General features: G+C 44.5%; 15 protein-coding genes and 1 riboswitch. Of the genes, 9 read left to right on the top strand and 6 right to left on the bottom strand.

Translation table 11 applies throughout. The annotated features are described in order from the left end of the window. Nucleotides 1-437: 437 nt before the first annotated feature. The 4 genes from topA (at nucleotide 438) to UF05_RS01425 (ending at nucleotide 7,255) form a co-directional block, all read left to right on the top strand. Complete coding sequence (gene topA, locus UF05_RS01440; protein ID WP_005457230.1) at nucleotides 438-3,068, top strand: type I DNA topoisomerase; 2,631 nt, start codon at nucleotides 438-440, stop codon at nucleotides 3,066-3,068. 596 nt (nucleotides 3,069-3,664) lie between these two features. After that, complete coding sequence (gene glgC / locus UF05_RS01435; protein WP_023585404.1) at nucleotides 3,665-4,882, top strand: glucose-1-phosphate adenylyltransferase; 1,218 nt, start codon at nucleotides 3,665-3,667, stop codon at nucleotides 4,880-4,882. Next, the gene (gene glgA, locus UF05_RS01430; RefSeq protein ID WP_082063929.1) at nucleotides 4,872-6,329 is read left to right on the top strand and encodes a glycogen synthase GlgA; all 1,458 of its coding nucleotides are present in this window, start codon (nucleotides 4,872-4,874) and stop codon (nucleotides 6,327-6,329) included. The genes glgC and glgA overlap by 11 nt, the downstream gene beginning before the upstream one ends. 122 nt (nucleotides 6,330-6,451) lie before the next feature. Continuing rightward, nucleotides 6,452-7,255 (top strand): alpha/beta fold hydrolase, encoded by an 804-nt coding sequence (locus tag UF05_RS01425; protein ID WP_005495870.1) that lies wholly within the window; start codon nucleotides 6,452-6,454, stop codon nucleotides 7,253-7,255. 41 nt (nucleotides 7,256-7,296) lie between these two features. On the opposite strand, the gene UF05_RS01420 is transcribed toward UF05_RS01425, so the two are convergent. The 5 genes from UF05_RS01420 to torD all read right to left on the bottom strand — a co-directional run bounded on the left by UF05_RS01420 (nucleotide 7,297) and on the right by torD (nucleotide 11,672). After that, nucleotides 7,297-7,617 (bottom strand): putative signal transducing protein, encoded by a 321-nt coding sequence (locus tag UF05_RS01420; RefSeq protein WP_021485379.1) that lies wholly within the window; start codon nucleotides 7,615-7,617, stop codon nucleotides 7,297-7,299. After that, nucleotides 7,617-8,309 carry a TVP38/TMEM64 family protein gene (locus UF05_RS01415; protein WP_020840339.1) on the bottom strand — a complete coding sequence of 231 codons (693 nt, stop codon included), beginning with the start codon at nucleotides 8,307-8,309 and terminating at the stop codon, nucleotides 7,617-7,619. The genes UF05_RS01420 and UF05_RS01415 overlap by 1 nt, the downstream gene beginning before the upstream one ends. 211 nt (nucleotides 8,310-8,520) lie before the next feature. After that, nucleotides 8,521-9,111 carry a TfoX/Sxy family DNA transformation protein gene (locus UF05_RS01410; protein ID WP_005457243.1) on the bottom strand — a complete coding sequence of 197 codons (591 nt, stop codon included), beginning with the start codon at nucleotides 9,109-9,111 and terminating at the stop codon, nucleotides 8,521-8,523. A gap of 116 nt (nucleotides 9,112-9,227) precedes the next feature. Beyond that, nucleotides 9,228-9,317, bottom strand: a riboswitch (cyclic di-GMP riboswitch). Between the two features lie 266 nt (nucleotides 9,318-9,583). Further along, nucleotides 9,584-10,588, bottom strand: a complete 1,005-nt coding sequence (gene purR / locus UF05_RS01405) for an HTH-type transcriptional repressor PurR (protein WP_015296483.1) — start codon at nucleotides 10,586-10,588, stop codon at nucleotides 9,584-9,586. Nucleotides 10,589-11,024: 436 nt separating this feature from the next. Next, nucleotides 11,025-11,672, bottom strand: a complete 648-nt coding sequence (gene torD, locus UF05_RS01400) for a molecular chaperone TorD (protein ID WP_005457256.1) — start codon at nucleotides 11,670-11,672, stop codon at nucleotides 11,025-11,027. 265 nt (nucleotides 11,673-11,937) lie between these two features. Here torD and torR point away from each other — a divergent pair, with 265 nt between their 5' ends. Then, nucleotides 11,938-12,651: a two-component system response regulator TorR gene (gene torR, locus UF05_RS01395; protein WP_005457237.1), complete on the top strand. Its 714-nt coding sequence runs from the start codon at nucleotides 11,938-11,940 to the stop codon at nucleotides 12,649-12,651. A gap of 68 nt (nucleotides 12,652-12,719) precedes the next feature. Here torR and elyC read toward each other — a convergent pair whose 3' ends face one another. Further along, the gene (gene elyC / locus UF05_RS01390) at nucleotides 12,720-13,505 is read right to left on the bottom strand and encodes an envelope biogenesis factor ElyC (RefSeq protein WP_005457224.1); all 786 of its coding nucleotides are present in this window, start codon (nucleotides 13,503-13,505) and stop codon (nucleotides 12,720-12,722) included. Between the two features lie 114 nt (nucleotides 13,506-13,619). On the opposite strand from elyC, the gene cmoM reads away from it, so the two are divergent. From cmoM to mukB, 4 genes are read left to right on the top strand one after another with little or no spacing between them, the layout of a single operon-like run. Beyond that, nucleotides 13,620-14,411: a tRNA uridine 5-oxyacetic acid(34) methyltransferase CmoM gene (gene cmoM, locus UF05_RS01385; RefSeq protein WP_005495865.1), complete on the top strand. Its 792-nt coding sequence runs from the start codon at nucleotides 13,620-13,622 to the stop codon at nucleotides 14,409-14,411. Between the two features lie 2 nt (nucleotides 14,412-14,413). Further along, on the top strand, nucleotides 14,414-15,751 hold the full coding sequence (gene mukF / locus UF05_RS01380) for a chromosome partition protein MukF (protein ID WP_045546161.1): 1,338 nt from the start codon (nucleotides 14,414-14,416) through the stop codon (nucleotides 15,749-15,751). Then, on the top strand, nucleotides 15,732-16,457 hold the full coding sequence (gene mukE / locus UF05_RS01375) for a chromosome partition protein MukE (protein ID WP_005483111.1): 726 nt from the start codon (nucleotides 15,732-15,734) through the stop codon (nucleotides 16,455-16,457). Before mukF ends, mukE begins: the two co-directional genes overlap by 20 nt. A gap of 2 nt (nucleotides 16,458-16,459) precedes the next feature. Next, nucleotides 16,460-20,923, top strand: a complete 4,464-nt coding sequence (mukB, locus tag UF05_RS01370; RefSeq protein WP_031831403.1) for a chromosome partition protein MukB — start codon at nucleotides 16,460-16,462, stop codon at nucleotides 20,921-20,923. Nucleotides 20,924-20,979: the final 56 nt, after the last annotated feature.

Raw genomic sequence — 20,979 nt, 5'->3', positions numbered from 1 at the left:
AAAAGTGTGGCGAAGTATACCCATATTCTTTAAGGGTTTGCATGATTAATTCCATCGCCACGTTGGTTGATTTGAGGCGAGGGTTAACTCAGTACTGAGGTTACGCGGATACAAAGTGGCTTTCAGCGCAACAACCTAAGGTTGCGCCATATTGACAGAAAATATTTTGTGATGAGTAACAAAATTTATTGCATTGGATTAGCAGTAGCAAAGTTTGCCTGCTTAGATATGCCGCTCAATACCTTTCAGACCCCTGTCTCTTTGAAGTATAAAGACGATGAATTGTCAACCAATCGGATCTGAATTTCAAAAAAGCAGTTGATCTTCTTTTCATCTCGCACAATAGTAAAAAAAGAAGCAATAAAATAGAACACTATGCGGGTGACCTTAAAACGAGGTTTCTACCCGCATTATTATGAAGGACGTTAGAGTCAGTTATGGGTAAATCACTCGTTATAGTGGAGTCTCCAGCCAAGGCAAAGACGATAAATAAGTACCTTGGTAAGGACTTTATTGTTAAGTCTAGTGTTGGTCATGTGCGTGATCTGCCTACGGCCGGTCAAAGCACTGGTGAGAAGAAAGCTGCAGCTATCTCAACAAAAGGGATGAGCGCAGAAGAGAAAGCGCGCGTTAAAAAAGAAAAAGATCGCAAAGCGCTGATCAAAAAAATGGGGATTAACCCATATCATGACTGGGAAGCGAACTATCAGATTCTTCCGGGTAAAGAAAAAGTCGTAAGCGAACTACAAAAATTAGCCAAAGATGCTGATTGCGTTTATCTCGCAACCGATTTGGACCGCGAGGGGGAAGCAATCGCATGGCACCTTCGTGAGATCATCGGTGGCGATGAAGAGCGATACAAACGAGTAGTCTTTAACGAAATTACTAAAAATGCTATCCAACAAGCTTTCCAGACTCCTGGCGAGTTAAATATGGATGGCGTTAATGCGCAGCAAGCTCGTCGATTCATGGACCGCGTTGTAGGTTTCATGGTTTCTCCATTGTTATGGAAGAAAGTGGCACGTGGCCTGTCTGCTGGTCGTGTTCAATCTGTAGCGGTGAAGCTATTGGTAGAACGTGAGCGTGAAATCAACGCATTTGTGCCAGAAGAATTCTGGGATATTCACGCAAATACCAAAACTAAAGATAAGTCAGATTTCAAACTGCTGGTTGCGCAGAAAGATGGCGTTGCGTTTAAGCCTGTTAACGAAACAGAAACCAAGGCAGCCATTTCTGTCCTTGAAAACGCAAGCTACGAAGTGTGTAAGCGCGAAGACCGCCCGACGAAGAGCAAGCCTTCTGCGCCATACATCACATCAACATTGCAGCAAGCGGCAAGTACCCGTTTAGGTTACGGCGTTAAGAAAACCATGATGTTAGCTCAGCGTCTGTATGAAGCGGGTTACATCACTTATATGCGTACCGACTCGACTAACTTGAGTGCGGAAGCAGTTGATGCTGTTCGTGACTTCATTGGTTCAGAATTTGGTGACAAGTATCTTCCAGCTAAGCCACTGACGTACGGCAGCAAAGAAGGTGCTCAAGAAGCGCACGAAGCGATTCGTCCATCTGATGTATCAGTGAAAGCAGAAGACTTGCAAGGTGTAGATGCGGATGCTCACAAGCTTTACTCACTGATCTGGAATCAGTTCGTTGCGTGTCAAATGACACCTGCAGAATATGATTCAACCACAATCAGCGTAAAAGCGGCGGAATACACGCTAAAAGCGAAAGGTCGTATCCTTAAGTTTGATGGTTGGACTCGCGTACAGCGTCCAATGGGCAAAAACGAGGACACAATCCTTCCTGCGGTACAACTTGGCGATAAGCTAAGCCTAGAGTCACTTGACCCTAAACAGCACTTTACAAAGCCACCTGCGCGCTTTACGGAAGCGGCATTGGTTAAAGAGTTAGAAAAACGAGGCATTGGCCGTCCTTCGACTTACGCATCGATCATTTCTACTATTCAAGACCGTGGCTACGTAAAAGTAGATCAGCGCCGATTCTACGCTGAAAAAATGGGTGAAATTGTTACTGACCGTCTTGATGACAGTTTCAACGATTTAATGAACTACGACTTTACTGCGCGTATGGAACAGAAACTGGACCAAATCGCAGAAGGTGAAGTGAACTGGAAAGCAGTACTAGACAACTTCTTTGCGGATTTCACTGGTGACCTAGAAAAAGCCGAGTTAGATGAATCTGAAGGTGGTATGAAGCTAAACCACATTGTGATGACGGATATCGAGTGTCCGACATGTGGTCGCCCTATGGGTATTCGTACCGCTTCTACAGGCGTATTCTTAGGCTGTTCTGGTTACGCATTGCCACCTAAAGAACGTTGTAAGACAACCATTAACTTGGGTGACGAAGAAGGTATTATCAACGTTTTAGAAGAAGACGTTGAAACGGCTGCTCTTCGTGCGAAAAAACGTTGTCCGATCTGTGAAACTGCGATGGACGCGTACTTGATTGATGACAAGCGCAAGATGCACGTTTGTGGTAACAACCCGAACTGTGAAGGCTATGTTGTTGAGTACGGCGAATTCAAAGTGAAAGGCTACGATGGCCCTGTTGTTGAGTGTGACAAGTGTGGCTCAGACATGGTGCTTAAGAACGGCCGCTTTGGTAAATACATGGATTGTACGAGTGAAACTTGTAAGAACACCCGTAAAATCCTGAAGAACGGTGAAGTAGCGCCACCTAAAGAAGATCCTGTGCACTTCCCTGAATTGCCATGTGAAAACTCAGATGCGTACTTCGTGCTTCGTGATGGTGCTTCTGGCCTATTTATGGCGGCAAGCAACTTCCCTAAATCGCGTGAAACAAGAGCACCTCTAGTCTCTGAACTGGCGCGTTTTGAAGAGCGTCTACCAGAGAAGTTTAAGTACCTAACAACGGCTCCTCAAGAGGATCCAGATGGTCGCCCAGCCGTGGTTCGCTTTAGCCGTAAGACGAAAGAGAACTATGTTCGTTCAGAAGACGACGGTAAACCAAGTGGTTGGACTGCACTTTACGTTGATGGTAAGTGGGAAATCACTGATAAACGTAAAAAAGCGAAAGCTTAAACTCAACTTGTAAAATAAAGGCAGCAAATACGCTGCCTTTATTTTTATATCCACCTGTCTAAGCGGGTTTCTATCTGCTCCTTTCCCTACCTTTTTTAAGCTCTGTTTTCCCACTTTTAGCGATTTGTGTTGTATGAATCTACAAGTGTCTTTTCTGTAAACAACATTCAGTTGAACTATTCATTTTATATTCACACATTTGTTATATCTTGGTATTTCAAACATGAACTGTAGTTAACGCGTTCGTAAATTGTTTTCACAATGTAATCGCTTACTTGGCCTTGTGTGATCTGGATATCGTCTTGAGCAAGTAACCTTTGTATGCAACACAGAACGGCATATTAAAAATTGTAATTTAGATTCTGGTTGGATAATTTATTACAAAATTAGTGCAATTGTATGCATTTATTTAGCGTCAAAAAATAAGAACAATTTGAATATTTGCATACTGGAAAATGCAATAGCTTTTTTATCTACACTGCAAGGGCTCAATAGAGGCTCAGGTGTAGGTGCTACAATGTATTCGCTTGACTCCCCGAGTTTTACTCATTCAAGTGAGTACTAAATCCAAGCTATAACGATATGGAGAACAACGAATGGCTGGTGTTTTGGGAATGATTCTTGCTGGCGGTGAAGGCTCTCGTTTGAGACCTTTAACTGAATCCCGTAGTAAACCTTCGGTACCTTTTGGTGGAAGTTATCGGCTGATTGATTTCGCTCTAAACAACTTTGTAAATGCGGATTTGATGCGCATTTATGTCCTTACTCAATTTAAATCTCAGTCACTTTTCCATCACTTGAAAAAAGGGTGGAATATTAATGGTATTACTGATCGCTTTATTGACCCAATTCCTGCGCAAATGCGTACGGGTAAGCGTTGGTATGAAGGCACTGCAGATGCTATCTATCAGAACCTACGTTTTATGGAGCTTGAAGAACCGGATCAGGTTTGTATCTTTGGCTCTGACCACATTTACAAGATGGACATCAAGCAGATGCTGAACTTCCATACGGAGAAGAAGGCGTCATTGACGGTGTCTGCACTGCGCATGCCACTAAAAGAAGCTTCTCAGTTTGGTGTAATAGAGGTTGATGCTGAAGGCAGAATGATTGGCTTTGAGGAAAAACCCGTTAATCCAAAATCGATTCCTGGAGAACCAGATTTCGCGTTAGTCTCGATGGGGAACTACGTATTCGAAGCACAAGTTCTATTTTCTGAACTCGTGGAAGATGCAGACAATGAAGCTTCTTCTCATGATTTTGGTAAAGATATCATCCCGAAAATGTTCCCTCGTGGTGACGTTTTTGTCTATGACTTCAGCACCAACAGAATCAGTGGTGAGAAAGAAGAGGTTTACTGGCGTGATGTAGGTACGATTGATGCTTATTGGCAAGCGCACATGGATCTATTAGAAAAAGACGCGCCATTCTCTTTGTACAACCGTAAGTGGCCTCTTCATACCTATTACCCACCATTGCCACCTGCAACGTTTACCGATTCAGACAACGGTCGAGTGCAGATCATCGATAGCTTGGTATGTAATGGCAGTTATGTTCGTGGTTCTCGTATCGAGAAGTCAGTACTTGGATTTCGCAGCAATATTGCATCCGCGTGTGATATTAGCGAATGTATCCTATTAGGTGACGTAAAAATTGGCGAAGGCTGTGTGTTACGTCGTGTTATTGTCGACAAGGATGCCGATATTGCACCTGGCACTCAAATTGGTGTGAATCTTCAAGAAGATAAAAAGCATTTCCATGTGTCGGAAGAGGGCATTGTTGTTATTCCGAAAGGAGCACGAGTTGGCTACTAACAACTTATCCATTCTGTTTGTAGCTTCTGAGGTTGAAGGTCTTATTAAAAGTGGTGGCTTGGCAGATGTTGCCAAGGCACTGCCGGAAGCTCTTCAAAACCTACAGCAAGATGTAAGAATTACGATTCCTGCGTACACCAGTATCGAAAGATTAGCGGACGCAGAAGTTGTGCTAGAAACAAATCTAACGTCATGGCCGCATACAGAATATCGAGTTCTATTGCTTACGTTAGGAAACAATCCTGTCTATCTGATTGATTGTGAGCCGTACTTCAATCGACCATCAATGTATGCAGAGAACAACCAAGCGTATACCGATAATGGTGAACGTTTTGCATTTTTCAGCGCTGCATGCCTCGACATGTTGCCGAAACTGGCGTTTCAACCTGATATCATCCATGCAAATGATTGGCACACAGGGCTGGTTCCGTTTTTGCTTAAGCACAGGTATGGCAATGATCCCTTTTTTGCTCATACAAAAAGCGTCATTTCAATTCATAATGCGGTCTTTAAAGGCGTATTTAGTTACGACGACGTACAGTGTTTGCCTGAGTTTCACTGCCGAAACGTTCCCGATGCGGCGGTGAGTGCAACGCATATTACTATGCTCAAAGCTGGCGTAATGAATGCCGATAAGATAAATGCAGTCAGCCCAACGTACGCTGAAGAGTTAAAAACAGAACTTGGCAGTCATGGAATGGCATGGGAGTTTCAGCAACGTGCAGGGGATTTAGTCGGAATTTTAAATGGCTGCGATTACAGTGCTTGGAATCCTGAAACTGATGCTTATTTACCAATGAACTATAGTGCCGACAAACAAAGTATGGTTCTAGGTAAAAACACTTGTAAGCGCGCATTACAGCAGAAGCTAAACCTTGCTGAAAAAGACGTAGCCATGTTTGGTATGGTTTGTCGTTTGACTCAGCAAAAAGGCGTACATTACTTGCTGCCGGCTTTGGCTGATTTTTTGAAGCATGATGTTCAAGTCGTTGTTGTTGGGACGGGTGATCCCGTTCTGGCTGCACAATTGGAAGAGGTTGCGGCGCAATTCTCCGACAAGTTTGTATTTGTTGAGGCGTATGACAATGAACTCGCGCATTTAGTTGAAGCTGGTTCGGATTTCTTCTTAATGCCTTCTGAATTCGAGCCATGTGGCTTAAATCAGATCTACAGCATGGCTTATGGCACCTTGCCTATCGTGAGAGGGGTAGGTGGCTTAAAAGACAGTGTGAATGATTACGACGTAGACCCTTGCGACGCTACTGGATTTGTATTTTATGAACCGACGCCTCAAGCGCTGCTACTTACTATGCTGCGAGCGTTGCTGTTGTATGCGCAAAACCTGACGGAAGTGCAAAGAGTACAACTGCATGCAATGCAAAAAGATTTCTGCTGGCGGAAGGCCGCAGAATCGTATTTGCAACTCTATCGTTCAGCGTTAAATTGACGCAAGTTTGATAAAAAGTGTAACCAAAGGCACCTATTGAGGTGCCTTTATTACCTTGGTTTTACGGAGTGTGATAGGATTCTGTCACTCTCTATCACAAAGAACCTTACTTATACTGACTCATGACTCAGCCACTGCTTTTTCACAAAACCTATTTGCATCCTACTAGTAATGAGTGGGTTGTTTTCGTGCATGGTGCTGGTGGCAGTTCTTCGATATGGTTTAAACAAATTAAAGCATATAAGCAGCACTTTAATTTGTTGCTGATCGACTTACGAGGACATGGAAAATCCAATCAGCTTTTGAAAGAGTTGATAACTAGTCGTTACACCTTCACGGAAGTGACGCAAGATATATTAAAAGTGCTGGATCACCTAAAAATCCAGTCGGCGCACTTTGTTGGCATGTCGTTGGGTACGATCATTGTTCGAAATTTAGCGGAGTTGTCTTCTGAAAGAGTTCGTTCGATGGTTTTAGGCGGTGCGGTGACACGCTTGAATACGCGTTCGCAGATTTTGGTTAAGTTGGGTAACTTCTGTAAACATATCTTGCCTTATATGTGGTTGTATAAGCTGTTTGCCTACATTGTGATGCCTCAACGAAGTCAGCGTGAATCAAGGCATTTGTTTATTCGAGAAGCAAAGAAGCTGTGCCAAAAAGAGTTTAAACGCTGGTTTATTCTTGCCGCGGATGTAAACCCATTGATGAAGTACTTCAAAGACAGAGAGTTACCCATACCGACATTGTATTTGATGGGTGATAGAGACTATATGTTCATCCAACCGGTGAAAGAGATGGTTGCAGCGCATAAGCTCAGTATCTTGCGTGAAATTCCAAACTGCGGTCATGTTTGCAATGTAGAGCGTCCTGAAGATTTTAACCAACACTCTATCGAATTTATAAAGCAACAAAGTATCGTCGCCTAGCCATCAAGATAGACACCTAAAATGCGAGAATAGGGGAACGATCATGGCTCCCCAATTTGATATCCACATTGCCAACACGCACCAAACTGTCCTTCGTTGTGTTCAAGACAATGAGGACATTGCCAGTCTTCATATATGTTGCTTTGTGACTGCTGCCTAAATGCTTCAATAATTGCGTGAGCTTTCAATTGTTGTTCTGGATCTAATAGCCAAACATAAGGATCAGTATCATCGCCAAAAGGAAGCTCACCTTTCAGACCAAAAAGTCCTTCGCCACGCACCTCACAGCATATATCTTCAGTTTTTAATAGTTCACATACGATGTGCGCTTCTGCTGGATTTTTCGCGATAAAGATTTTCATCAAATACTGCCATTTGGCTGAGTAGGGGTTGGCCTGACCTTATTCATAACCCATTTTACGAGTATTGGAAACAGCCCCAGCAAAGCAAAAGATGCTAATACAGTCGGGGATACGATACCAGAAAGGCTATCAATGGTTGCTAACTGAGTACCAGCGTTAAGGTAAACGGCAGTACCAGGGAGCATGCCTATTTGACTGGTTAAATAAAAGCGCGCAATGCTCATAGGTGTTAATCCCATCAGTAGGTTGATGAGGAAAAATGGGAACACTGGAATTAAGCGCAAAGAAAACAGATAAAACGCGCCATCCTTTTTTACTCCTTGGTTAATCGCAACAAGCTTTTCCCCAAATCTCGATTGAACCCAATCCCTAAGCAAATATCGGCTACTCAAGAAAGCTAAGGTCGCACCGATCGTACTGGCAAAAGAAACCAAAAGTAAGCTAAACCAAAACCCAAACAAAGCTGCGCCTAGCAAAGTAACCACTGCTGCTCCGGGAATAGAAAATGCGGTAATCGCAACATACGCTAAAAAATACACCGTGGCGGCATAGACGATGTTGGTTTCGATGAATGAATTGAGCGCTTCTTGCTGCGCTTTTGCGTTTTCAAGCGTTAGGTATTGACCAAAATTAGCGCCTAACAAAAGAATGGTGGCAACAAGTATCAGTCCAAAGATAAGTTTTTTATTCATGTGTGCTCCGTTTCTATATCTAGGCTACCGCTTAAAGTATTCATACTGAATATTGTTTTAACAATCTCGTTATCGAAACTAAGTCGTGGCGCTGAAGATACGGGTGTTTTGGGATTTACAAAGGAGTAGACACGAGGGGAGCTATAAAAATTTCATAAAAAAACCGCAGTTCACACTGCGGCTTTAGTCGATAGATTAGAGCAGACTTCTGTTACGAAAGGCCATTCATTAATTCTTCACGACGAGACTGGGGAACTACACTCCAGTGTGTGCCGTTAATAGCACCTTCTAAGGCCCAAAGTAGCTCAAGGCTAACTGTGGTGGAGTGCGTGTCTCTGATCGCTTTATAAGCACTTAGTGCGCCTTCTTCTTCAAGTTGAGCAACAGAATCAATACCCGCTTTCTTAAGCATTCTTTCTGTAGCCAATCTCAGATTCGGCAGATCTTTCAAGCGATTAGGCTTAGTGCTCGCTTGTTGTTCTTTCTCAAGTTTGGCGTTTTCTAAGGATTTTTTCGCTACTTCAATTAAGCGATCGCTAGATTCCCATAATTCGCTGGAAATAGCGTAGTACTTAGTAACGACTGGGAAGCCACGTTTTTTATAAACGTAAGGCTTTAGACCCTGTGTCTCGAAGTCAGATGAAGTTTGTTGGTCTGCTCGTATATGAAGCTGGTTGTTTACCACTAGTGCAAACATCGTTTCATCAGCGAAAAGTCCGAAGCCACCAAACATTGAGCGCGACTTGATAGTACCAAGTGCCTCAAATAGCTTCATAGAGTCTTTGAGTATCGGTTTATCCATGTTTTGTTATCTCGGTGTAATTAATATTACGCCACCAAAAGTCAGGTCCGAGAGAGTAGCAAACGTGCGCAAAGGCAATGTCATTAAAGGGTAAAGACATTGGTTGCACACTTGCCATCGGTAACCCCGCTACCTTCCATATACTACTATGGTTCAGGCCGGAGGCTTTGCGTCCCACCCTTTCGGATGGTTTGCCCTGTGCGTGACCAGATGAGGATACTTCGTATATTGAATTAACATCACACTTTAGATTTTAAAACGTGATCTTTATTCAATAAATAATGCCATTTTGTGCATGGGTACTCATAATTGAGAATTGTACTTAATGTTTGAAAAGAAGCGGGAATTAATAATTCACATGTAAAGAAAACAGTAACTTATGGAAGTTATTGTTTTTAAGAATGAGGCAAAGTGTGCGGGAAGTGTTATTTTTTTAATAAAAAAAAGCGCCCCTAAGGGCGCTTGTGTTCATTTAATTAAGTTTCTTAACGGTGTTGCGGATAACAATCTCTGGTTGCATCTCGAACACACGCTTTTCGTGTTCTTTATCTTTAATGCGTTCAAGTAGGATCTCAAACGCATTTTTACCCACACGACGTTTAGGTTGGTGAATCGTTGTTAGCGGTGGTGAGAAGTACTCTGCAAGTTCAATGTTGTCGTAACCGATAACAGAAACGTCATCTGGAACCTTGATGCCGTTTTGTTGCAGACGGCTCATTAAGCCAAGTGCCATGGTATCGTTAAAGCAGAATACTGCAGTAGGGCGTTTTTCCATCGCGGCGATCTTGTCTGCAACCAGTACCGCAGTATCGCATTCAAAGTTACCTTCAAGAATCCAATCTTCATTGATTGGCAGTTTTGCTTCAGCCATGGCACGACGGAAACCAGCGATACGCTCTTGGCAAGCTAGTTTCTCAAAGTGACCACTAAGGCAGGCGATGTCAGTGTGGCCATTATCGATAAGGTATTTAGTTGCTAGGTAGCCACCTTCTTCAGAGTTATCGATGATCTTGTCCGCACGAGAACTCTCTGGGCCCCAATCCATCACAACTTTCGGGATGTCTGAATGACGATCTAACATCTCTTTTAGTTCTTCGGTTAGATCTGAACACATCACCAAAATGCCATCTACACGTTTCTCAGCAAGCATGCGGATATAGTCGCGCTGTTTCTCGTAGATGCCGCCAGTATTACACAAGATCAATGTGTAACCTTGACGGTAGCAGTAACTTTCTACACCGTCGATCACTTCAGAGAAGAACAGGTTAGTTGACTGTGTTACCAACATACCAATAGTACGAGTTGAGTTGCATTTTAAACTACGAGCAACTGCGCTTGGTGCGTAGTTAAGCTCATCAACCGCTTTCATTACTTTTTCTTGGGTTGCTTCTGCAACAAAACGTGTCTTATTAATAACGTGCGAAACTGTGGTAGTAGAAACGCCGGCTAAGCGAGCAACGTCTTTTATAGTGGCCATAAATGATGTCCTGTATCGAGCTACTTAATACCGTAGTGAATACAACCATACGCTTAGTTTTTTGCGCAAACTAAACACCACAACAACAGTAGTGTCTATTCTAGTAGGCAGCGGTTGTACCGAAATCGGTATAAAAAGATTTGTAGCAACTTGGTTGAAGGTACTCGGCTTCCTACTAAATATGAGGAAGTGGTCATCAACCTATTAATAAAAAACAAAAACCGCTATATTTCAGCGGTTTACATATAAATCATGTTTAATCGTTTGCGTTCACATTTTAGCCTTATGTGGGCTGACTGGCAATATTTTCAGCAAGAGTTTTGTGTATTTGAAGTCACATTTTGACTGCTAAATGAACGAACGTCTTTGAGCCAGATTAAAAGCAAGCGAATAAAATAGGGAGCCCGACAGGCGGCTCCCTAAAAATAGGCGGTGATTATTCACCAAGAAGGTAAGCGCTGTCCAGTTTACAAAATGCAATTAATAGTTGCGCAACGCTTAAGTAGAAGCCAAATTCATCAAATTGCTTACATTTTTCAGCAAATTTTGGCAACCAAGACATGAGTTGATTTTGGATGAAGTCATTTTGTTTAACGAAAGCCTCTTCCATATGTTTTTCTTGCTCTAACTCATTTGAGCGAATGATCATGTTGCCCAAAAAGTCCAATTCGACAGCGAGATGGTCTGCTGGTTCTTTGAGGTTTTCGTCTACCTGAACCCCAAAATCTGCCATCAGTTTTTCCATCTCTTCTGCAGGTTTGTCATTGAGCAAGCCAGATTCACCAATGTACATAGACGCGTACGGCAGTGCCCCATACTTATCTGTTTTTAAGAACAGCTCGCAAAAATCTGCTGCAAGTTCTAGTTGAGCATCATTGCGGTCTTGGAGTCGGTTTAGGGCATCAACTAGGCTATCAACGGCTGGCTTGAGTGATTCGTTCTCACCTAAGCCTGCTAAAAAACTGCGAATTTCAACACTGTGGTAGGTTTCTAGTTCTTTTTCGCTGAGTTCTTTAGCGAATAAGCTCGAAAACCACCAGTAAATTTCAGCACGCTTTTCATTAAAAGCTTTCACTTCTTGCATTTTTGGCTCCTGAAGGATGCTTCGAGTATTGCATCATAAAGTCAATTAGGGATATCCCCTAAGTGTAATCAAATAAGATGAATAGCAGTAACTATAATTATTGTTGATTATGTTGAATTGTGTGCACTTGTTAACGGTGATGGGTAAGCTTGTTTTGAATCAATAAAAACGCTAAATCTTGCTTTTTAATGTATCTATGACTAGAAATGTTACTAGTTATGAATAGAATACGTCTTGGATAATAAGAAGACAGAAAGTGGTGTAAATGAGCTATCACGTATTAGTCGTAGAAGATGATGTTGTAACTCGTAGTAAGCTTGCGGGATATTTCCAAAATGAAGGTTACAAAGTTAGCGAAGCAGAAAGTGGCGCGGAGATGCGCGAAGTTCTGCAAGGCGGTGATGTAGACCTTATTATGTTGGATATTAACTTGCCGGGCGAAGACGGCCTAATGCTTACGCGTGAGCTACGCAGTCAATCAGACATCGGCATCATATTGGTAACAGGACGCACGGATAGCATCGACAAAATCGTAGGCCTAGAGATGGGTGCAGACGATTATGTGACAAAGCCTTTTGAACTAAGGGAATTACTAGTTCGAGTTAAAAATCTACTGTGGCGCATTTCTGCGGCGCGAAGTGGAGCAAGTAAAGCGGCAAGCGAAACAAACGATGAACACATTGTTCGCTTTGGTGAGTGGACATTCGATATTCAGCGTCGAGCACTTAGCCGTAATGGTGAGCCAGTAAAACTAACCAAAGCAGAATATGAGCTTTTGGTGGCGTTATCGTCTTACCCGAATCAAGTGCTGAGTCGTGAACGTATTTTGAATATGATCAGTCATCGAGTTGATGCTCCAAATGATCGTACGATTGATGTTCTTATCCGACGCATGCGCGCTAAGATGGAGTTTGATCCTAAGAACCCACAAATTTTTGTGACCGTTCACGGTGAAGGCTATATGTTCGCAGGTGATTAATCACCATCAACAAGCAGTAAAGAAAAAGGAGAGCCAATGCTCTCCTTTTTTGTGTTTATAAATCGGGTTTATTCCGCTTCCACCATCGGCGTTTGCCCTACGGTGTCACGCAGTCTTTGCCAAACGCTACCAAGGTATTCATGCCAAAACAGTTCAGTTTGCTCAAGGTAGCGAGCTTTAGGTGAATACTTGTCCCACGGTTGGCTAACTTCGTCTATCGCTAAGAAATTCGTTGGAGCAGGGATGGGTTTAATTCCAGCTGCGTTAAACTCGTACAGCGCACGGCTCATGTGGCTCGCTGACGTGACTAGCACAATCTCTTTTTGTTGAACAAAAGCGGCGGCTTGTCTTGCTTCTTCCCACGTGTCTTTTGCGTCTTCTAACAAAATAATGTCGGATTTTGCAACACCTAATGCCAAAGCAACGTTTGCCATCATACGAGCATGGCTGATCTCAGAGCCACCATCATAACCAGATAAAATTAGCTTTGCGCCTGGGTACATACGCAAAATACGAATGCCTTCCGTTAATCGCATCAACGCCGCGCGGCTTAATTGCGATGTTGGTGGAATTTCGTCATCGACCACGTGACCATTACCCAGCACCATAACGTAGTCAATGGTACCTGACACAGGTAAAAAGGCCTTATGCTCGCGCTCAAGTGGCATGAGAAGCTTGGTTGAAACAGGTTGGAAGGCAACTAGAAAAAGGCCAACAAAAGAGAACAGAACAACGAAGCAGCCAGTTTTACGTTTTGTGGTAAAACTAATGAGAGCAAGACCTAACAAGCCTATCAGTAGCAATGCCGGAAGCGGCATAAGCAAGGCTGACATTACTTTTTTCAGCTCAAACATACATAAATAGTCCGAAAAAACATCAATTGATAATAAAAATGAGGGTGACCCTCTTTATTCCTGCTTTCCTTGTGCCAGAATAGCGGCACAATCCGATATGATAACTCAGCAGAAGTGACAGAAGACCGCAATTTCGACGATATCGCCCACAAATTTGCAAAAAATATTTACGGCTCCGATAAAGGGGAGATCCGCCAAATCATTGTGTGGGAAGATTTTCTACAGATTCTAAGTGAATTGGATGCGAGCCAGCAACCCCTAGAAGTACTTGATGCAGGTGGTGGTTTAGCACAAATGTCGCAAAAGCTTGCTAAGCTCGGACATCGTGTTGCGTTATGTGATCTATCTTCGGAAATGCTGCAACTAGCCAAACAGGATATTGAAAAAAACGGTTTGCTTGAGCAGTATCGCCTGATTCATTCGCCTGTTCAGTCCATTGCGGAGCACATGGAAGAACAGGTGGATCTCGTTATGTTCCACGCTGTCATGGAGTGGCTCGTTGATCCTAAAACGGCGCTAGAGACAGTATTGGAACAAGTAAAGCCGGGGGGCATCGCATCAGTGATGTTCTATAACCACCATGGTTTAGTCTACAAAAACGTGGTTTGTGGCAACATTCCTCATATTTTAGACGGCATGCCCCACCGAAAAAGATTTAAACTACAGCCGCAAAAAGGCTTGAAACCGGAAGATGTCTATCACTGGATAGAAGAGGCTGGTTTTAGCATTTGTGGCAAATCTGGTATTCGTTCCTTTAGTGATTACATAGGTAATATGCAATACATGGGCGATTACGAGTTTGAAGATGTGTTGGCGCTAGAAAAACAACTATGTCGACAAGAGCCATACCTCTCATTAGGCCGCTATATTCACGTGTGGGCCAAAAAGAACGATAAACAGGAATAACAATGAGTGAGATGACTCTCAATGCTGCAGAGCAACCAATCGATGAGTTGGTTGGCTGGGTTAAGCAGCACGATTTCTCGTTGAACCTGACCACAGAGCGATTGGCATTTTTGATTGCCATCGCCGTACTGAGCAATGAAAGGTTCGACGAAGAACTGGGTGAAGGTGAACTGCACGATGCGTTTGCCATCGTCACTCGACTATTTGATGAGACTGGCGAAGCCTCCGCTTTTCGTGCGAACAACGCCATCAACGAGATGGTCAAGCAGCGTCTTATTAGCCGTTTTGTCAGTGAAATTACTGACGGAGCGAGCATTTACCGCTTGTCGCCTTTAGCGATAGGAATTACCGATTACTACGTGCGTCATCGCGAGTTTTCAAGACTGCGTCTGTCTATCCAGCTATCGATGGTAGCGGATGAAATGGCGAAAGCGATTGAAGCGGCACAAAAAGGTGGCACACCGGGCCACTGGAAGAAAAACGTGTACGGAGTTTTAAAATTTTCTGTAGGCGAAATCTTCGATCAAATCGACCTCAACCAACGTGTCATGGATGAGCAGCAGCAATCTGTGAAACAACAAATTGCCGACCTGCTAAACAAAGACTGGCGTGAAGCAATCAACAACTGTGAAGCGTTATTGTCCGAAACCTCCAGCACGCTGCGTGAACTTCAAGATACGCTGCAAGCCGCGAGTGATGAACTGCAAACTCAAATCCTAGACATCCAAGAGATTGTTTATGGTGACTCTGAGCTTGAGTTTATTGAAGAAGCCTTGTTTGGTCTGCAAATGAAGCTAGACCGAATCACAAGCTGGGGCCAGCAAGCGATTGACCTCTGGATTGGCTACGACCGACACGTGCACAAGTTCATCCGTACCGCTATCGATATGGATAAGAACCGTGCATTTAGCTCGCGTCTGCGTCAATCGATAAAAGACTATTTTGATATGCCTTGGTATCTGACTTTTGCAGATGCAGAAAGGCTTTCCGACCTTCGTGATGAAGCTTTGGTACTGCGTGATGACGAGGTAACCGGCCAAGTTCCGATGGAAGTGGAATACGAAGAATTTCAACAAGTCAATGATGAGCTATCAGAACGCATTGGTGACATGCTAAAAGCGCATAAAGAGCAAGGCACGCCAATCGATTTGAGTGTGGTGCTGCGAGATTACCTTGCACAACATCCATACACTCATCACTTTGATTTAGCTCGAATTATCGTTGATCAAGCCGTACGTCTTGGTTATTCGGAATCGGATTATCAAGCGATTCAGCCTGACTGGAAAGCAATCAACGAATTTGGGGCAAAGGTACAAGCGAATGTCATCGACCGATACTAATGAATACATGTCAGATAATCTGGCAAAAGCAATTTCTAACCCTCTGTTCCCAGCGCTAGACAGCATGCTACGAGCAGGGCGTCATATTTCAACTGAAGATCTCGACAATCACGCGTTGTTGTCTGATTTCGAACTTGAGCTTTCTTCTTTCTACCAGCGCTACAACACCGAGTTGGTAAAAGCGCCAGAAGGCTTTTTCTACCTACGTCCACGTTCAACGTCATTGATTGGCCGCAGTGTTTTATCTGAGCTGGATATGCTGGTGGGTAAGGTACTGTGTTTCCTATACCTAAGCCCAGAGCGCTTAGCGCACGAAGGCATTTTCACCAATCAAGAGCTTTACGACGAGTTGCTTGCATTAGCAGACGAGAAAAAGCTGATGAAACTCGTGACGAACCGTGCAACGGGTTCGGATCTAGACAAAGAAAAACTGTTTGAAAAAGTACGTACGTCACTTCGTCGCCTACGTCGTTTAGGGATGATCATCAACATCGGTGAAACCGGTAAATTCAGCATTAGCGAAGCGGTATTCCGTTTTGGTGCTGATGTTCGTGTGGGCGATGACATCCGTGAAGCGCAGCTGCGTCTGATCCGTGATGGTGAAGCCGTAGTTCACACTAAAGAGCCGAGCCAAGGCAGCTTGCTGTCTGAAGAAGACCAAGAAGAACAAGCCCAAGAAGAAATGACAGAAGAGGGTGAAGCATGAGCATGATTGAACGCGGTAAATATCAATCGCTGACCATGGTCAACTGGAACGGCTTCTTTGCCCGTACGTTTGACATCGATGGTCTGGTTACGACGCTGTCGGGCGGTAACGGTGCCGGTAAATCAACCACGATGGCAGCGTTTATCACAGCGTTGATTCCTGACCAAACGCTACTGCACTTCCGTAACACAACCGAAGCGGGCAGCAGCCAATCGTCTCGCGATAAAGGTCTATACGGTAAGCTACAGCCGGGTGCGTGTTACGCAGCGTTAGACGTAGTGAACTCACGTAACCAACGTCTATTGTTTGCAGTAAAACTGCAGCAAGTCGCGGGTCGTGACAAAAAAGTAGACATCAAACCGTTTGTTATCCAAGGTCTTCCAAGCCATGTGAAACCAACGGATATTCTGGTTGAAAGCGTATCGGCGACTCAAGCGCGCGTACGTCAAATCAATGAAGTCAAAGATGCGATTGCGGAATTTGAAGGCGTTCAATTCAAAGCCTTCTCTTCAATCGTGGATTACCACGCGCAAATGTTCGAGTTCGGTGTGATTCCGAAGAAATTGCGCAACTCAAGTGACCGCTCTAAATTCTATCGTTTGATCGAAGCCTCGCTTTACGGCGGTATCTCGAGTGCGATTACACGCTCACTGCGCGATTACCTTCTGCCACAAAACGGTGGTGTGAAGAAAGCATTCCAAGACATGGAATCGGCGTTGCGTGAAAACCGCATGACGCTAGAAGCGATCAAAACCACTCAGGCTGACCGTGACTTGTTCAAACACTTGATCACCGAGTCGACAAACTACGTGGCTGCTGACTACATGCGCCATGCTAACGATCGTCGCAACAAGCTTGAACAAACTCTATCTTTGCGCTCTGAGCTCTTTGGCTCACGCGAGACGTTGATTGAGCAAAACAATCTGCTTAATCGCGTTCAAGAAGAACTTGAGCTTCTAATCGAATCGGAATCGGCCCTAGAGCAAGACTATCAAGCGGCTTCTGACCACTTGCAATTGGTGCAAAACGCACTGCGTCAGCAAGAGAAAATCGAACGTTACCAAGAAGATCTTGAAGAGCTTAGCGAGCGTCTTGAAGAGCAGATGATGGTCGTTGAAGAAGCGCAAGAACGCGTGATGATGGTGGAAGAGCAAGCAACCGTTGCAGAAGAAGAGGTGGACAGCCTCAAGACGCAACTTGCTGACTACCAACAAGCACTAGACGTTCAGCAAACTCGTGCTCTTCAATACCAACAAGCGGTTCAAGCACTTGAGAAAGCGAAACAACTACTTGGTGATGACTGCCTGACGGCAGAATCCGCGCAAGCACTTGTTTCTGAGCTTAAGAACAAAGAATCAGAAAGCACCAATGCGCTGTTATCGGTTAAGCACAAGCTGGATATGTCTTCTGCAGCAGCAGAGCAATTTGAAACTGCGCTGAAGCTCGTACAAAGTATCGTTGGGCAAGTCGAACGTAAAGATGCGGCTGAACAAGCGAAAATCGTCATTACGAAAGCGCGTGAATCTCAGCAAATCGCACAAAACGAACAACAATGGCGTGCTCAACATCGCGACCTCGAACGTAGCTTAAACCAACAGCGTCAAGCTCGTGAATTGGTCACGGAATATCAAAAACAGTTCCATGCTGAACTGACGGACGAAATCACGTTTGAACAAGAACGTGAACGTCACGCGATGCAAATCGAAACGCTAGAAATGACGCAAGAAGAGCTGCGTGAACAACGCAGTGAACAGCGTCGTCTAGAACAAGATGCTGCGGCAGAAATCAACAAGCTAGAAGCCATTGCACCAACATGGATTGCGGCGAACGATGCGCTAGAAAAATTGCGTGAGCAAAGCGGTGTAGACTTAGAAGATCGCCATGCTGTGATGAGCCACATGCAGGTTGTTCTGGAGCAAGAGAAAGAACTGTCTCTAGCGAAAGACAAACTGGCAGAGCGTCGCTCGCAACTAGAAAGCGAAATCGAACGATTGGCATCACCTGGTGGTTCAAACGATCCTCGTCTGAAAGGCTTGGCAGATACACTAGGCGGTGTGCTTCTATCCGAGATTTACGACGACATTACAATCGACGACGCACCTTACTTCAGCGCGATGTATGGTCCGGCACGTCACGCGATTGTGGTTTCTGACCTGTCGGGTATCGAAGAGAAACTGGTAGAGCTAGACGACTGTCCGGAAGATTTGTACATCATTGAAGGTGACATAGATGCCTTTGATGACAGTTCGTTTGACGCAGAAGAACTTGAAGGCGCGGTATGCGTTCGTATGAACGACCGCCAAATGCGTTACTCTCGTTTCCCTGAAATTCCATTGTTTGGACGCGCGGCGCGTGAACAGCGTTTAGAGCTACTGCGCAATGAACGTGAGGAAGTGGTTGAGAAGCACGCAAAAGCGGCTTTCGATTCACAAAAGATGCAGCGTCTATACCAAGCATTCAACCAGTTTGTGGCTAACCACATTCAAGTCGCGTTTGAAGCTGACCCAGAACAAGCATTGGCAAATGTTCGCGAAAAACGTGGTCAAATCGCCCGTGTATTGGCTGATTTGGAAGCGAAAGAACAACAACATCGTTCTCAGCTTCAGACTAGCAAGCAAGCTCTGTCTTCGTTAGACAAGCTCGCACCAAACATGGCTCTGATTGAAGACGATACGCTGCAAGCGCGTTTCGACGAGCTGGAAGAGAAAATTGCGCAACTGTCAGAAGCGAAAGCGTTCTTGAACAACCACGCGAAAGCCGTGGCTGAGCTTGAAAAAATTGCTTCTGCACTTGATGCAGACCCTGAACAGTTCGATGCGTTAGAAGCAGAATACAAAGCTGCGGACGAGCAACTTCAAGAATTGAAGAAGCAGATCTTTGCCTTGTCTGACCTCGTTGAGCGTCGTCACTACTTTGCCTATTCAGACTCTGTTGATTTGCTTAACCAAAGCAGTGAACTTAGTGAGCAGTTAAAAGCGAAGCTGGTTCAGGCTGAGCAAATGCGTACACGCTCTCGTGAAGAGTTGAAACAAGCGCAAGGTCAAATGAACCAATACAACCAAGTATTGGCATCATTGAAAAGCTCGCACCAAGCGAAATTGGAAACCGTTCAAGAGTTCAAACAAGAACTGCAAGAGTTTGGTGTTAACGCCGATGAAGGCGCAGAAGAGCGTGCGATCCGTCGCCGTGATGAGCTGCACGAGCGTCTACACACATCTCGTAGTCGTAAGAGTGAATACGAGCGTACCATCACCTCTACTGAGCTAGAGATGAAAGGTCTGGCGAAACGTCTGAAGAAAGTTCAGAAGGAATACGCAGAGCTGCGTACCTTCGTGGTTGCTGCGAAAGCGGGCTGGTGTTCAGTACTTCGCTTGGCACGTGAAAACGATGTTGAACGTCGTCTTCACAAGCGCGAGTTGGCGTACATGTCTGCCGATGAACTGCGTTCAATGTCGGATAAATCGTTGGGTGCGCTGCGTCTTGCTGTTGCAAACAATGATGACCTACGTGATGCGTTACGTTTGTCTGAAGATAATGCACGTCCAGAGCGTAAAGTTCTGTTTTACATTGCGGTTTACCAGCACCTTCGTGAGCGTATTCGTCAGGACATCATCCGCACAGATGACCCAGTAGAAGCCATCGAAGAAATGGAAGTAGAGCTAGCGCGTCTGACTGAAGAGCTAACTCAACGCGAAAACCGTCTGGCAATCAGCTCTGAGTCTGTGGCAAGCATCATCAAGAAGACGATTCAGCGTGAGCAAAACCGTATTCGCATGCTAAACCAAGGCTTGTCGAACATCTCGTTCGGTCAGGTGAAAGGTGTGCGTCTAAACGTGAAGATCCGTGAAAGCCATGAAGTGCTATTACATGGTCTGTCTTCGCAGCAAGAACAGCATAAAGATTTGTTTGAATCTCCACGTTTCACTTTCTCAGAAGCGATGGCAAAACTGTTCCAACGCGTGAACCCTCACATCGATATGGGTCAACGCTCTCCTCAGGTTCTGGGTGAAGAGCTACTGGATTATCGTAACTATCTAGAGCTAAGTGTGGAAGTTAACCGTGGTTCTGATGGTTGGCTGCAAGCGGAATCTGGGGCGCTATCAACGGGTGAGGCAATCGGTACTGGCCAGTCTATCCTATTGATGGTTGTTCAGAGCTGGGAAGAAGAATCCCGTCGTCTACGCAGCAAAGACATCATCCCATGTCGTTTGTTGTTCCTCGATGAGGCGGCTCGTCTGGATGCGAAGTCGATTTCAACGCTATTCGAACTGTGTGACCGTCTGGATATGCAGCTGTTGATTGCTGCGCCAGAGAACATTAGCCCAGAGAAAGGTACAACCTACAAGTTGGTACGTAAGGTGTTTAAAGATCACGAACACGTACACGTTGTTGGTCTACGTGGCTTTGGTCAAACAGATAAACCGAAGAGTGAAGTTCAAGAAATGATTGAAGAGTTTGAATCATAAGCTTGGAAGCATAAAAAACGCCCGCAATTAAAGCGGGCGTTTTTGTATCTGATTAA

The sequence above is a fragment of the Vibrio sp. S457-15 genome, assembly GCF_000960545.1.
GTDB classification, from domain to species: domain Bacteria; phylum Pseudomonadota; class Gammaproteobacteria; order Enterobacterales; family Vibrionaceae; genus Vibrio; species Vibrio parahaemolyticus.
Note: the sequence above shows the minus strand (reverse complement) of the source record. Positions and strands in the feature narration are given on the sequence as shown.